Genomic DNA, 13556 nt, shown 5'->3' on the forward strand with positions numbered 1-13556 from the left:
TTATTATCTTGCGTTGGACTTGTAAGTTTAATGTTTAAATATCTGTGATAATCACTTTAGGATCACAAAGTTAGTCGGAATAAATTGCTTTATCATCACTACATCGTTTATTTTGTTCTTTATTTTAAAATTCAGTGTTTATATTGAGTCAGTAATAAGGATGAGTAATGAACTATAAATCTATGATTGGGTTAGGTGTTGCGGGGAATTTTGCCGGACATTTAGAGCAAGCTGGTGAAGCAAATGATTTTTTAGTGGTTGAAGTACAAGAATCCACTGAACCTAAGGCGATTTTTCCTTTTTATATTCCTTCCCAAAATGCAGGATTCCTCTCTACTTATCCTCTCTCATCAAATACCATTAATACGCCGACAGATAATAGTGATAATTTACAAATTGAACCAGAAGTCGCGATTATCTTTGATATCGAATATCACGAAAAAATGGTATCAGCTTTAAAACCTGTTGCTTTTGCTGCTTATAATGACTGTTCTATTCGTAAGCCAGGGGCAAAAAAGATTTGCGAGAAAAAAAATTGGGGTCCTGAAACTAAAGGAATATCTGATACAACCATTGAATTAGCCTCAATAGATGTAGGTCAAAAATTAGATAGATTTAGAATTGCATGTTTTCATCAACGAGAAGGGCAAACTCATGACTATGGGGTTGATAGTCCTGTTGTAGGTTATAGTTATTTTCATCAAAAATTAGTTAATTGGATTATTGATAAAATGAATAATCAAGCTGATTTTGGTCCAATGAATAATATTTACTCTTTAATTCAACAAGCCGATTACCCTAAGCAAGCGGTTATTAGTATAGGTGCAACCCGTTATACTGAATATGGCACTAGTCATTTTTTACAGACAGGTGATAAGAGTATCGTTGTGGTTTATGATGGCTTACTTCATTCAGAACAACAAATTAAACAACGAGTCATCAACAATACGCTTGATGTTGAAGGTATATCAGCATTAATCCAAAACGTAATATAACGATGAGTTAACTTTCATATTTATCGATAGTTTCTCCAAGAGCTCTGAAAACCTTGAGCATCAAACGTTAATTTTAGGCCGTCATAATCAAATGTGACGGTTTTTTTCTTTTTCAATTGTTCAACAAGATAATTTAAACCTGATTGACTTTTTACTCGGTAATGATAATAGGTTTCTCCGACAAAGCTTTTCTTGCAAAGAGCCGTGAAACGCACCATAACGTTATTAACCTTAATTAATTTGCTGGGATGACTTTGGCTGGATAGAGCACAACTATTTTTACTGGTATCAACCGAATTGAAATAAAGCGTTTTTTGTCTATTAGCATCGTGGTCAATAGAAAGTACAAAATATCGCATCCCCTTTAATTTGTTATTAACTGGATGATAATAGATAGTTGAAATCGGTTTATTAGCAGCAAAGGCGCTTCTTTCTATTGTATGTCTATGGTGTGAATTATGCTGACTCAACTCACTTGCTTGGAGAGATAGCTCCGTAAAAAAAAGCATGAACAGAAAAAACAGCATAAAAACCATATTTAACCTCTTTATGTGAATTTTTTAATGTTTAAATTTCTCTTTATTAAAAAACTGTAATAGCTTAACAATTGCTTGGTGACGACATTGATCTTTATCAATTAATATGTCGTGGAACGCTTCTTTTACTTCAAAGATACGGCTAGTTGAACAACGTTCATTAAATCGATCTTGTGCTCGATTATCTACCACCGTATCTTGTTCTGCTTGTAATATAAGAATGGGGGTTTTAATTTTGTGAGCATTTTTAATGCACTTTTCACCAGCCCTAATTGATTCATTAATCCAACGTATAGTAGGGCCACCTAATCGCAAGTGTTCATTTTTGTTGTATATCTCTCTAAATAATTTATAACGAACTTTACTTTGAGTTAATACATTACCGTCAAAAGGTTCATTTTTATATTGATGGGTGCCTAATGCATAATTAGGTGTTCTCGAAAAGTATTCCATCAAACCCATTGCTTGCTTGCGAACTAATTTCATCGCTTTTGGCATCGCAACTCCAAACATTGGAGACGATAATGCAGCCGCTGTAATGTTATTTTCAAATAGAGCAAGGTATTTTGTTGCGACGACCCCACCCATTGAGTGCGCTAGAATGAAACATTTACCTTCAATAGTTGGATTGACTACTTTTTCCATGAACATATAAAGGTCAACGACATAATCAGAGAAGTCATCAACATGGCCAAGCTCTGGGTCATTTGTAAATCGCTCTGATTCACCTTGTCCACGATGGTCATAAGCGTAAACGTTGTAATGTTCACTCAGCTCCAAAATTATCTCTTGATACTTCCAGAAAGTTTCATTACGCCCATTAACAATAACGATCGTATTCTTATTATTTCTTGGGTTAACATTTATCCATTTGATCTCGATATTATCGACACCTTTGAATGAGCCTTTGGTTGCGGAGCTCCATAAAAAGTTAATGTGATCACGGATATTATCGATCAAGTTATGTTCGTGGGTAATTAAAGGAAATGTTTTAGTTACTTGGGAGTCCTGTTTTAAGTGCAATTTTTTTGCTACTGTCGCTAAAAATAGTTGCCCCATTCTTTTACCAAGCTTGTAATCCTCATGAAGTTCTCGTTTAGATGATCCTAAAACACTAGATGCAAGTTTAGTTCTAGGGTGAATTTCATAAATATTGAGGTCATCCGGTGGGTTATTTAAAAAGGCTTGGCTTTGTCGGTAGTTCTCTTCATGCTTGAGTAGCATTTCTGCCATCATTGGAATACTTTTTCCAAGTTTATTCACTTTAGTCAAAAAACGAACCCATTCATGGTTATGGGTTTCATCGGCAGGTATGCTCCGAATGACAACAATGTGTTTATAACCTTGTTTATAGGCTTCTTCAACAGGAATTGCTGCAGAAACACCGCCATCAACCCAGGGTTGATCCTCAATAATTGTCGGTTCAGTACTAACAAATGGAATCGAACTTGATGCTTTTAGGGCATCTTGCCAAGAAATATTATTTAAGTTAAAAAAACGAGTTTCTAATGAGTGTGCATGAGATGCGGCTGCCAAAAATGTTTTATTTTTTAAATGTTCTCTGGCTTGATCCCACTGAAGAGGATAGGTATTCTCGGTTTGGTCGATTAAAAAATTTAGATTCATCCCTTGCTTACGCATAATGTATTTATTAAAGTCAAAGAACTCAGGATGACGAGTAACTTTCGTAATGACATCATATGCGTGTCCAAGCTCTCCAGTTAGATATGAGGCGATGTTAAGTGAACCAGCAGAGACACCTATCAAAAGTGAAAATGGGTTAAAGTTTGCTTTTAAGAATGTATCTAACACCCCTGCACTAAAGATAGTTCTCTGTCCACCACCTTCAACAACTAATGCAATTTTGTCAACATCTTGCTCAAAGAGCTCTAATAAATCAAAACTATGTCGATCTATCGCAAAGTGTTTTCCCATGATCTAAACCTTATTGTAACTAATATTATTAATAATCATTATAGTAGAAAAATTAAAATACTTTTATTGTCGTACAGCTGTAAAAATGGACAGTTAAATTGCAAACTATTTAATAAGACTAAAAGGATTAACTGATTGATAGTTTTATTATAATCTTAATATTGCTATTATTAACGACATTACAACTGTAGATTGTTTACTATCCAGCTCTAAATTATCAAGGACTAACAATGACTAAACGAAAAATTCTATTGCTATGTGGTGGCGGTGGTGCAGAACATTCGATTTCTTTACTCTCGGCTGACTACATTGAGAGTCAACTGTTATTAATTGATGATATCTCTGTTATACGTGTAACAATTGAAGATGGAAGTTGGACTTTAGCTTCGGGTGAAAGTTGTTTTATTGATATGAATAAAATGCTAAATCTTTCTGATGGTGAAAAATATGCCATTGATTATGTTATTCCTTGTATTCACGGATTTCCCGGTGAGACAGGAGATTTACAATCACTGTTTGACATGGTCGGTTTAGCTTATTTAGGTTGTAATGCTGAATCGAGTACGCTCTGTTTTAATAAAATCAGTTCAAAGTTATGGTTTGACGCTGTAAACATTGATAATACGCCTTATTTATTTTTAAGTGATAAGAGTGATGTATCTATAAAGCAAGCGACGGCTTTTTTTGAACAATGGGGTAAGGTTTTTGTTAAAGCGGCAAGCCAAGGCTCTTCAGTTGGTTGTTATTGTGTAGAGGAATTAGTTGAGTTAGTTCCAACAATTAACGAAGCTTTTAATTACTCTGAGCAAGTATTGATTGAAAAGGCAGTGACACCCCGCGAATTAGAAGTTGCAGCCTATGAATTTCAGGGAAAACTTATCGTCACAAAACCCGGAGAAGTTTGCTCTCCAGATAATGCATTTTATAGTTATGAAGAGAAATATAGTTCAGATAGTCACTCTTCAACCGTACTTGAAGCGACCAATCTAACCGATGAGCAGTTAGCGATTATTGATAAAGCAGCAAGGCACGCGTTCACTCAACTCAAATTAAGTGATCTTTCTCGTATTGATTTCTTTTTAACGGAAGAGGGGGAAATTTTACTGAATGAAATTAATACTTTCCCAGGTATGACACCGATTTCAATGTTTCCAAAACTAATGGAAAATAATGGTCATCAGTTTAAAGATTTTCTTGAGCAGGCGATTAAATCTTAAGTTACTTATACATTCACTTGAATTGCTAGCCCACGACAAGTGAATGTCTCCCAATCATATCGTTGATTATATGATTGGGAGAATGAGGAAATTTAGGTGGTAAGCTTACATCAAGTTAATTATTTTATTAATCTGATAGCTGTTGTTTCTTTCTAAATTTTGCAAACTGTTGTTGTTGCTGATGATACAAACCAATATATTGTGCTGGCATAGCATTACTTCGCCAGCGTCCAAGTGTCTGTATTTCATTTAACTTTACACCTTGATCCGATAAATCCTTAACTGCGCCTACACGAGGAGATTGTCCAGAGAAGTGTTTTTTTATTCCTAACAATTCACTGGCACGTCGAAATACCCGATAAATAGAAGAGTGATCCATTGGATTGCTTCCAATATTTTGATGTTTATCTATCCGTCTAAATAGGAAGCCAGAATCAATATTAGCAGCAGAGATCCAGTGACTTAATGCGGTTTGAGTATCAGATGAAAGAGGCAAAAACTCATTATCAATAAGTTGTAAATACACCTGTTCATTTTTATTGTCGATATACAACCGATCAATCGTTAAAGCGGTTAGTTCGCTCCGTTTTAAAAGGTTTTCTAACATCAATGACCAAATTGCGATATCTCTGATATCTTTTAAATGATCACTTAGGCTTAATTTTTGAATTAATTTGTATAGATGTTGCTGGCGAAAAGGTTCAGCTTGCTTACTATCACCTTGCTTTTCAATCCTTAATTTTCTGAGTAATAATTGAACTTGGCTAGTACTCATTGGATCTTTCAAGCTTAAAGTTTTATGCACTAATGAAATTGTGACCCCACAACGTTTGATAGATGCATATTTTTTATCTTGACTAAAATGATGAAGAAAAGTGATGACGGTTTCTGCTGAAGAAGGTAATGCCATTCTATTATTTAATAGGCAGAATTCACGAAAATGTATCAAATCATTTTTAAAAGAGAGTAATGAATTTCTCGCATAACAGTTTGAGGTTAATGTTTGCATTAATTCAATCGTTATAGGTTCATTCAATAGTAACGTAGATAACTTATTTATCTGTTCTATATCGTTAAAGATCGGTATATTCTTTGACATAGTGCACTATAACTTGTTGGTTGGTAGCTAATTAAACACGAAATTTAAAATAAAATCAATATAATATATATATGGATACAAAACAGATCCAACCAGAAGCTTTTTAATAAAAAAAGAGTGATCACAAGGTAAGAACAATTTATCCTATAGGTATTACATTAAAGGAAAACTATCAGATGATTATTAAACCTAGAATTCGCGGCTTTATTTGTACAACAACTCACCCAATTGGTTGTGAGAAAAACATCCAACAGCAGATTGAGTACACAAAAAATAAAGGTAAAATTGCTAATGCACCAAAACGTGTTTTAGTTATTGGCGCTTCAAGTGGTTATGGTATGTCTTCTCGTATCGCTGCTGCTTTTGGTGGTGATGCTGCTACAATCGGAATTTTCTTTGAAAAACCGGGAACCGAAAGAAAACCTGGATCAGCAGGTTGGTACAACTCAGCAGCATTTGATAAAGCAGCTAAAGCTGCCGGTTTATATTCTAAAAGTTTAAATGGAGATGCGTTCTCTAATGAAGCTAAGCAAAAAACAATTGAACTTATCAAGGAAGATCTTGGTCAAGTAGACATGGTTGTATACTCATTAGCATCTCCAGTTCGAAAAATGCCAGAAACGGGTGAATTAGTTCGTTCATCATTAAAACCAATTGGTGAAACTTATACATCAGCAGCCGTTGATACAAATAAAGATCAAATTATTGAAGCAAGCGTTGAACCTGCGACTGAGCAAGAAATCGACGATACAATTACAGTAATGGGTGGCCAAGATTGGGAACTTTGGATTAATGCACTTTCTGATGCCGGCGTTTTAAGTGATAACTGTAAGACGGTTGCGTACAGCTACATTGGAACTGAACTTACTTGGCCAATCTATTGGGATGGCGCTCTAGGTAAAGCGAAAATGGATTTAGATAGAGCAGCAACCGAACTCAATACTAAACTTTCGGCTAAAGGTGGTAGTGCCAACGTTGCTGTACTTAAAAGTGTTGTAACACAAGCTAGTTCTGCAATTCCAGTCATGCCTCTTTATATCGCAATGGTCTTTAAGAAGATGCGTGAAGAAGGTGTTCATGAAGGTTGTATGGAACAGATCTACCGTATGTTCTCTGAGCGTCTTTATAAAGCAGATGCTTCTGCAGCTCAAGTCGATGACAAAAATCGTTTACGTTTAGATGATTGGGAATTACGTGAAGTTATTCAACAGCATTGCCAAAACTTATGGCCGCAAGTGACAACAGATAACCTGAAAGAATTGACGGATTATGAAGCTTACAAAGCTGAATTCTTACGATTATTTGGCTTTGATATTGACTCTGTTGATTACACAGCCGATGTTAATCCAGTTGTAGATTTTGATGTTCAAGATATCTAATTAACTGAGAATCTAAAAAGGTTCTAGCCATTATTTTAACCTTTCAATAAAGGGCTAGAGTAGGGTAGAACCTTTTTTATCTCTGTGAAATATCACTTATTATCGTCTTCGTCTTTTTTATCAACATCAACAAGATAATCATTGGTTAGCCAATCTCGACCGATCAGTAATTTATAATTCATTTTTGAACGATCTCTCAAATTGACCTTAACTTCTTTATGTTCACCATTCCATCCTAAATCCATAGTGACACCGTAACGCCATTCAACACCTTGGGCATTTCTGACTTTTATAACTTGAGTGATTTTTTTCTCTAAGTCAACCGATGTGCCATCTGTATCAACAATGGTAAATTTAATTCTTTTACCTAGATTATCTTTCACTTTTTTTGAATCAGGATCGATCACTTTAATGCCGGTAACATTGATACTGCTACGAGCTGCCCCAGTATCAATCCTTGCAACCATATCAAAATTTGCATCTGCAACATGAATAGTTTCTAAAGGACCGACAATTCGTTTTTCACTCATAGTATTACCAGCATAAGTATAAGAGTTAACAACCAGTAGTGTAGGTAGAAGTAATAAATAAGATTTTTTCATTATTGGTACTCTGTAATCCATCAAAAAGAATTATTTGATATAATGGTTTAATTATCTGTGACGATGACTAAATAAGTAAAGTTATATAATATATGACTATTATTTATGACTTCAGTTTCAGTATAGATCAAAAATATTTTTAAGAGGAAAGCATCGTGCCAAAAAATGAAACCCCTTTAGTTTATTCCACAGAATTTGGTCGTATTGAACCAGAGAAAGAACTACAGCAAAAGCCTATCAGCGATGGCATTATTCGTATCCAAAAACAGACTAAAGGCCGAAAAGGCAAAGGTGTTTGTATTATTACCGGACTTGATTACGACGCTGCTGAGCTAAAGAAAATAGCCGCTGAACTCAAAAAAGTTTGCGGTTGTGGTGGCTCTATAAAAGGTTTTGATATTGAGATTCAAGGCGATAAAAGAGATCAAATCAAAGTATATCTTGAAAAGAAAGGCTTCAAAGTAAAGCTTGCAGGTGGCTGATTTAGTTTGTTAATCTTGCATTAATCATCATGGATTTAGATACGAGTAGCTAATTTCATGATGATTAGTGACAGATTTACTTTAACTACTAATAATCTATTTTATGGTAAATAGCCATTATGTTCAATAGCTTATATTGCTTATGGACTTTTGATAGTGGAAGAGAGATTTAAGCTTGTCATAAATGTCATCTATTCAATTATGGATTAATAACTCATCACTCTATTTAACATAAGATACATTATGTGTACTTATTTTGTAGGCGCAAAGCGATAATGTCCCTTTTAAGCCAAGTTAAAAAAGCCTGAAAACAGTTATCTTCAAGCTTTATCTATTATTCTTTTCAATGACGGTGAAGTCATTGAATTAAAACTTTTCGGCTCGTTCACTTAAATTTTTAGCTACTATCTCTGAATCTTTTTGAGCATAAAACTCAACTTTAAATTCGGTGTCTTCTGTGAGGAATTCAACTTTATGCCAATACTCTGGTGGAGATATTGCTATTTCTCCTGCATTTATTACAATCTCTTGTTCTACTTTACCTCGACGTTGATCAAAACCATAAAACTTTAATTGGCCTGAGCTGACAACAATTCGGCCATAAACACCCGCTTTAGTATTATGTTCAAATAAGAACATCTTCGGTATGTTCTCTTTATTAAAGAGATCTGTCGTTTTATAGTTCACAAAATCTTCTGGAATCATTTATAGTATCCTCTAAAATTATTCTACATATGATGGTGGAATTTTATTAATCCAAAAATCATCTTTTTGGGCTTTATCATAACCATATTGATAAAGTTTAGTCATATACTCTTTATCAAAAAAATGTTTTCCACTAGGTTTATAAGTAAATTCTTTATCTACATAAGTCAAATTAACCTTAGTGTTCATACGATTACTAATATAAAACTCTCGATAAAGATCACCTCTCGTTTGCGCTAGTATTAAATTATCGACACTTCGAGCAGCTAAACTTAATACGCTATCTTTTACTTCTGAAAATCTAAATGTTAAGGCTCCATTACGGATGATATATACCTCAGGTGATTTGGTATAACCATGATGTTTGCTGTATTCATTTAGATCAAAACCAATTGGATCAAAAAATAACTGTTGTGACAAGCCACCGTCTACATGCATCTCTTCATATTGTTTACCATCTATATATACAGGTAAAAATTGTGGTGGGAATATACCAGGGATTGATGCACTTGCAGCTAAAACTTGATGAATTAATTTACTTTTATTAGGAAGATCGCTTGCCGCTAACTTGCCTAAATCCCAAACAACTTGTCGCCCAGAATCAAAATTAGTTGTGCCAATCAACAATTTCCTGCCTGTTTTATTATATTCAGTGGCAATATCTTCAATAAATTGGTTATCATAAACTCTATTGACGACATCATACAAAGTATCACCATGTGCAAAAGCATCACTAAAAAGAGTTTGTAAATAACCTTTTGGCTTTCCTAATAAAAGATTATCGTTCAATCCTAGCATGACCCCTTTAAGATCCTTAAAATGTTTATCGCCAACGTATACAAATGGAGCCATTAATGCACCAGCACTCACTCCAGTAATAAAATCAAAATGGGGCAATTTTCCAGAGTGATGTAGACCAGCTAAAACGCCTGCACCATAAGCACCACGCTCTCCTCCTCCTGAGAGAACTAAGATATTAAACTGTTCTCCATTTTTTCTAATTGTATTCGACCTATTATCTCTGTAATTATTTTCTTCTATTTTGATTAAAAAGTCGGGTTTTACATCGCCAAAAAAACGGTATTGTTGGGATTCTTCTAATGTTTGTTTTTTTGTTAAAGTTGCTGTTTGATAGTTATTCTCTTTAACTCGCTTATCTAGTGGATGATCAGTAGAGCAAGCTGAGAGGATAAACATGAAGATCAGAATATATATCTTACGAAACATAACAACTCCTTTAATAACAATTAATATTATTGTAGAAGTAGAATGAGGATTTTTAAAGTTAATTGAGACATTTATGATTTATTCGCTTCTTTAAAAGAAGCGAATATTTATTTGAAGTGATATTATTAACAATATACGCCGACTTTTTGTTTGTATTCAAGAATATCTAAACAATCAAAACAATAAGTAGATTCAGGTACTAAATTTAAACGTTTTTCTGGGATCTCTTCACCACAATTTTTACAATAACCATAATCACCATTAGCGACTTCTCGTAACGCGAAAAGCGTTTTATCTATTCGTATCGTTAAACGATGAATTTCAGTGTGCTCTCGCATAAAACGCTCATTCATTTCAGAGGAATCCGCTGGGTCAGAAAAACCAGCCGCACTCTCTTTATGATTTGTTAAATCTATTTTTTTTATTGCTAAATTAGTTTGTAGTGTTTTTAACTGCATATTTAGCGTTTCTTTAGCATTTAGTGCAACGTGTTCCATAACAAACCTTATATTACTCCATTAATATTTATTTATTATAGATCAATTATAACCATTTTGTAAATAAAATGTTTCTTGTGAGTGGTTGGCTTTACTTTTATTTAACTTTGATACAGTTAATAATTATTTATTTTTCTTATAACTTCAGATCGTTGTTGAATGGTTGTTGAAACATATAAAGTTGTAGTATCTAAAGATTTTTGCCCTAAAAGATCTCGTACAATTACTGGCGTTCCTCCTGCTTCTATAACCTGATTGGCAAACCACTTTCTGAAGGAGTGTGTTCTTATATTTTCAACGTTTAATTCTTCCCCCACTTTACGAAGAATATTATTAGCATTTCTAATATTAATTGGCCAACCTGCACTTAAATGATGTTTATTAGCAAATAAAAACTTTTCATTTCGATTAAAATGAAGAGCATCAAGCACAATACTTTTCATTCCATCAGAAATATAGATTTCTACTTCAGCCGATTTTCTCGCTTGGTTTTCAAAGTTTTTAATATTAAATTCTTTCTTTTTATTCTTAGCTGCCTTGATAAGACGAGTTAATGTTGAAGAATATATTTTGCGTTGAATAATAACCATTGATGATTTAAATTTGCCATCCTTGTTGATGAAATCTTCTTTTATTAAAAATTCTCCATCAGAATAACGCAGACCAGTGTGCCCTAACATATCGAGTAACAAGGCCAATATTGGATTTCGTTGATGAACAGCATCTAAAACTTTATTATAAATAATGATATCAGTTGGTGGCTTAGAAACTGGTTTTCGATTATTGATCTTAATTAAACTATTATCTTGAATTTCAAGATCAACTCTTTTTAATGCTCTTCTTGCCATAAGTTACCCAACATCCCAATCAATAATTAACTCTTTTAAAATCAATCGGTTATATTTATTTAATATTAAACCAATGATCACACTTAGATCCTAAAATGGTTATTTTAGGATCTAAGTGTACCATAATTTGTACTCATCATTACCTAGATATCTGTATAAAATTTACCTTAGCAAGTTACAGTGTAACTTGATATTTTTAGAAACTATCTTTAGATAACTATGTTTAGAAACTAGATTTGATCAAGATAGCTGTTTCTATAAGCTATAATGAAGGTAATTCTAAGTAAACGCAGAGAAAAAATATTATGAAAACAGCCTTAATCGTGATTGATTTTATAAATGATATTGTCCATTCCAATGGGAAAATACCAAGTTGTGCTGAACAAGTAAGAGAGAACAATGTAATAGAGAAAGCGAATCAAGCGATTTCTTGGGCTAAAGAAAAGAACGTTTTAACAATTTTTGTCAAAGTAGGTTTTGATTCAAATTATCACAGCCAACCAAAATCATCCCCAATCTTTGGGCAAGCTGATCAATATAAAGCATTAGAATTGAACCATTGGGGAACTGAGTTTCATCAAGATCTTGATTTTTCTGATAACGATCTTATTGTGATCAAACCGCGTATTAATCCTTTTTATAATACTCAATTAGACGCAATTTTACGTGTCAATAAAATTGATGCTCTACTTATTTCAGGCGTAAGTACGACTTGGGCTATCCAATCGATCGTTCGTGATGGCCATGACCGTGATTATCAATTGACTGTGATTCAAGATGCATGCGCAGCTTCTACTCAGATTGAACATCAAGCTTCATTAGAAATGATTAGTCGACTGGCTGATTGTATTAATGTTGATACACTAATAAAGTAATCATTCGTTATGAGTGTTCTTGAATTTTAAGATTGTGGCCAAGTTAACTATTTCATAATCTACCATTATCAAAGTATAATTCGTTTACTTTCTTTACCTACTTGATTGGTTAAAATGTTTAATAATTTACAACAGATGGTTGTTTTAGCAACAATCGCTAAAGAGAAAAACTTTACTCGTGCATCTGAGCAGTTAAATATATCTAAATCTCAGGTAAGTAAAATACTTAAGCAACTTGAAGTACGACTTGGCTGTCAATTAGTGCAAAGAAGTACAAGAAGTGTCATCCTAACAGATATTGGTAAACAATATGCTTCCTTTGGCGAACACTTAATCGAAACGATGGATGAAGCCGATGCATTAGCTGCCGGATATAGTGATCAAGTTAAAGGTACATTAAGAATTGGACTGGCTCAATCTTTCGGTTTAAATCAGATCACCCCTTTACTACAAAAATTTCAAACACATTATCCCGATGTTTCACTTGAAATTAATCTATTTGACAGAAAACCTAATCTGTTAGAAGAACGTTATGACTGTTGGATTGCCGTCCATGAAACCTTACCTGAAGGAATGGTTGCAAGAAAATTAGCTGAATGTCGATTTATTACAGTGGCTTCACCAGAGTATATCGCTCAACATCCGACAATTAGACAACCTTCAGATCTTACGGAACATAATTGCATTACTTATTATGGTAAACGACGGAAATATGAACAATGGGAATTCACCAAAAATGATGAACACCAATCGATTCATGTTCATGGGAAATATCGAGTAGATAATGCTCCTGCGATTTGTGAGGCTGCAAAGCTTGGAATGGGTGTTGCCTATATCGCCACTTATTTGTTAAATAACGAACTTGCTGAGAATAAATTAGTTCAACTTCTAGCTGATTGGGAAGCAGATATGCCCCTTCCGATTTATTTAGTTTATCCACGTAGGCAGTTTTTAGCTCCTAAAATGCGATGTTTTATCGACTTTATGGTTCAACAGATTGGCGATCCCCTTTTTGGGATAATAATCTTTTTAAATAATAAATATTATTTCTGGTTTTTATTATAGCAATTAATATCAATTATGATACTTGCTATAAAATAGGCGCATAAGTGACCGTTAAAATATTGTAGTAAATGATAAATCCTTTAGTTTATAGCCT

14 protein-coding genes are annotated in these 13556 nt (G+C 33.8%); 6 read left to right on the forward strand and 8 right to left on the reverse strand.

From position 1 onward, the window contains the following. Positions 1-167: 167 nt before the first annotated feature. Entirely contained in the window at positions 168-995 is an 828-nt protein-coding gene (locus L0B53_RS00515; RefSeq protein WP_235059366.1) for a DUF5718 family protein, read from the forward strand. 20 nt (positions 996-1015) lie between these two features. Here the strand turns inward: L0B53_RS00515 and L0B53_RS00520 are convergent, their stop codons facing one another. Both L0B53_RS00520 and L0B53_RS00525 read right to left on the reverse strand, forming a co-directional pair. Beyond that, entirely contained in the window at positions 1016-1531 is a 516-nt protein-coding gene (locus L0B53_RS00520) for a hypothetical protein (RefSeq protein WP_235059367.1), read from the reverse strand. Between the two features lie 24 nt (positions 1532-1555). Next, positions 1556-3466: an alpha/beta fold hydrolase gene (locus tag L0B53_RS00525; RefSeq protein ID WP_235059368.1), complete on the reverse strand. Its 1911-nt coding sequence runs from the start codon at positions 3464-3466 to the stop codon at positions 1556-1558. A gap of 230 nt (positions 3467-3696) precedes the next feature. Here L0B53_RS00525 and L0B53_RS00530 point away from each other — a divergent pair, with 230 nt between their 5' ends. Then, the gene (locus L0B53_RS00530) at positions 3697-4683 is read left to right on the forward strand and encodes a D-alanine--D-alanine ligase (protein WP_235059369.1); all 987 of its coding nucleotides are present in this window, start codon (positions 3697-3699) and stop codon (positions 4681-4683) included. Between the two features lie 127 nt (positions 4684-4810). Here the strand turns inward: L0B53_RS00530 and L0B53_RS00535 are convergent, their stop codons facing one another. Further along, positions 4811-5782 (reverse strand): tyrosine-type recombinase/integrase, encoded by a 972-nt coding sequence (locus L0B53_RS00535; RefSeq protein ID WP_235059370.1) that lies wholly within the window; start codon positions 5780-5782, stop codon positions 4811-4813. Between the two features lie 176 nt (positions 5783-5958). Here L0B53_RS00535 and fabV point away from each other — a divergent pair, with 176 nt between their 5' ends. Then, positions 5959-7161 (forward strand): enoyl-ACP reductase FabV, encoded by a 1203-nt coding sequence (gene fabV / locus L0B53_RS00540; protein WP_235059371.1) that lies wholly within the window; start codon positions 5959-5961, stop codon positions 7159-7161. 92 nt (positions 7162-7253) lie between these two features. Here fabV and L0B53_RS00545 read toward each other — a convergent pair whose 3' ends face one another. After that, complete coding sequence (locus tag L0B53_RS00545) at positions 7254-7763, reverse strand: RimK/LysX family protein (protein WP_235059372.1); 510 nt, start codon at positions 7761-7763, stop codon at positions 7254-7256. Positions 7764-7918: 155 nt separating this feature from the next. On the opposite strand from L0B53_RS00545, the gene yciH reads away from it, so the two are divergent. Then, positions 7919-8245 (forward strand): stress response translation initiation inhibitor YciH, encoded by a 327-nt coding sequence (yciH, locus tag L0B53_RS00550; protein WP_235059373.1) that lies wholly within the window; start codon positions 7919-7921, stop codon positions 8243-8245. 366 nt (positions 8246-8611) lie between these two features. Here yciH and L0B53_RS00555 read toward each other — a convergent pair whose 3' ends face one another. The 4 genes from L0B53_RS00555 to L0B53_RS00570 form a co-directional block, all read right to left on the reverse strand. Next, the gene (locus L0B53_RS00555; RefSeq protein WP_235059374.1) at positions 8612-8950 is read right to left on the reverse strand and encodes a DUF1971 domain-containing protein; all 339 of its coding nucleotides are present in this window, start codon (positions 8948-8950) and stop codon (positions 8612-8614) included. An 18-nt stretch (positions 8951-8968) separates the two neighbouring features. Then, positions 8969-10177, reverse strand: a complete 1209-nt coding sequence (locus tag L0B53_RS00560) for a patatin-like phospholipase family protein (protein ID WP_235059375.1) — start codon at positions 10175-10177, stop codon at positions 8969-8971. Positions 10178-10302: 125 nt separating this feature from the next. Then, positions 10303-10674, reverse strand: coding sequence for a TraR/DksA family transcriptional regulator (locus L0B53_RS00565; RefSeq protein WP_235059376.1), 372 nt, complete (start codon positions 10672-10674; stop codon positions 10303-10305). A gap of 116 nt (positions 10675-10790) precedes the next feature. Further along, positions 10791-11522, reverse strand: a complete 732-nt coding sequence (locus L0B53_RS00570) for a site-specific integrase (RefSeq protein WP_235059377.1) — start codon at positions 11520-11522, stop codon at positions 10791-10793. Positions 11523-11827: 305 nt separating this feature from the next. Here L0B53_RS00570 and L0B53_RS00575 point away from each other — a divergent pair, with 305 nt between their 5' ends. Continuing rightward, positions 11828-12397 carry an isochorismatase family cysteine hydrolase gene (locus tag L0B53_RS00575; protein ID WP_235059378.1) on the forward strand — a complete coding sequence of 190 codons (570 nt, stop codon included), beginning with the start codon at positions 11828-11830 and terminating at the stop codon, positions 12395-12397. Positions 12398-12511: 114 nt separating this feature from the next. Continuing rightward, entirely contained in the window at positions 12512-13462 is a 951-nt protein-coding gene (locus tag L0B53_RS00580) for a LysR family transcriptional regulator (RefSeq protein ID WP_235059379.1), read from the forward strand. The last annotated feature ends 94 nt before the right edge of the window (positions 13463-13556 follow it).

The organism is Vibrio sp. SS-MA-C1-2 (assembly GCF_021513135.1).
Lineage (GTDB): Bacteria > Pseudomonadota > Gammaproteobacteria > Enterobacterales > Vibrionaceae.

Excerpts from the sequence above, each read along its gene's own strand:
- L0B53_RS00525 (WP_235059368.1), bottom strand. The coding sequence starts at position 3,466 with ATGGGAAAACACTTTGCGATAGATCGACATAGTTTTGATTTATTAGAG.
- L0B53_RS00555 (WP_235059374.1), bottom strand. The coding sequence starts at position 8,950 with ATGATTCCAGAAGATTTTGTGAACTATAAAACGACAGATCTCTTTAAT.
- L0B53_RS00520 (WP_235059367.1), bottom strand. The coding sequence starts at position 1,531 with ATGGTTTTTATGCTGTTTTTTCTGTTCATGCTTTTTTTTACGGAGCTA.
- L0B53_RS00535 (WP_235059370.1), bottom strand. The coding sequence starts at position 5,782 with ATGTCAAAGAATATACCGATCTTTAACGATATAGAACAGATAAATAAG.
- L0B53_RS00570 (WP_235059377.1), bottom strand. The coding sequence starts at position 11,522 with ATGGCAAGAAGAGCATTAAAAAGAGTTGATCTTGAAATTCAAGATAAT.
- L0B53_RS00515 (WP_235059366.1), top strand. The coding sequence starts at position 168 with ATGAACTATAAATCTATGATTGGGTTAGGTGTTGCGGGGAATTTTGCC.
- L0B53_RS00545 (WP_235059372.1), bottom strand. The coding sequence starts at position 7,763 with ATGAAAAAATCTTATTTATTACTTCTACCTACACTACTGGTTGTTAAC.
- L0B53_RS00575 (WP_235059378.1), top strand. The coding sequence starts at position 11,828 with ATGAAAACAGCCTTAATCGTGATTGATTTTATAAATGATATTGTCCAT.
- L0B53_RS00580 (WP_235059379.1), top strand. The coding sequence starts at position 12,512 with ATGTTTAATAATTTACAACAGATGGTTGTTTTAGCAACAATCGCTAAA.
- L0B53_RS00560 (WP_235059375.1), bottom strand. The coding sequence starts at position 10,177 with ATGTTTCGTAAGATATATATTCTGATCTTCATGTTTATCCTCTCAGCT.
- L0B53_RS00565 (WP_235059376.1), bottom strand. The coding sequence starts at position 10,674 with ATGGAACACGTTGCACTAAATGCTAAAGAAACGCTAAATATGCAGTTA.
- fabV (WP_235059371.1), top strand. The coding sequence starts at position 5,959 with ATGATTATTAAACCTAGAATTCGCGGCTTTATTTGTACAACAACTCAC.
- L0B53_RS00530 (WP_235059369.1), top strand. The coding sequence starts at position 3,697 with ATGACTAAACGAAAAATTCTATTGCTATGTGGTGGCGGTGGTGCAGAA.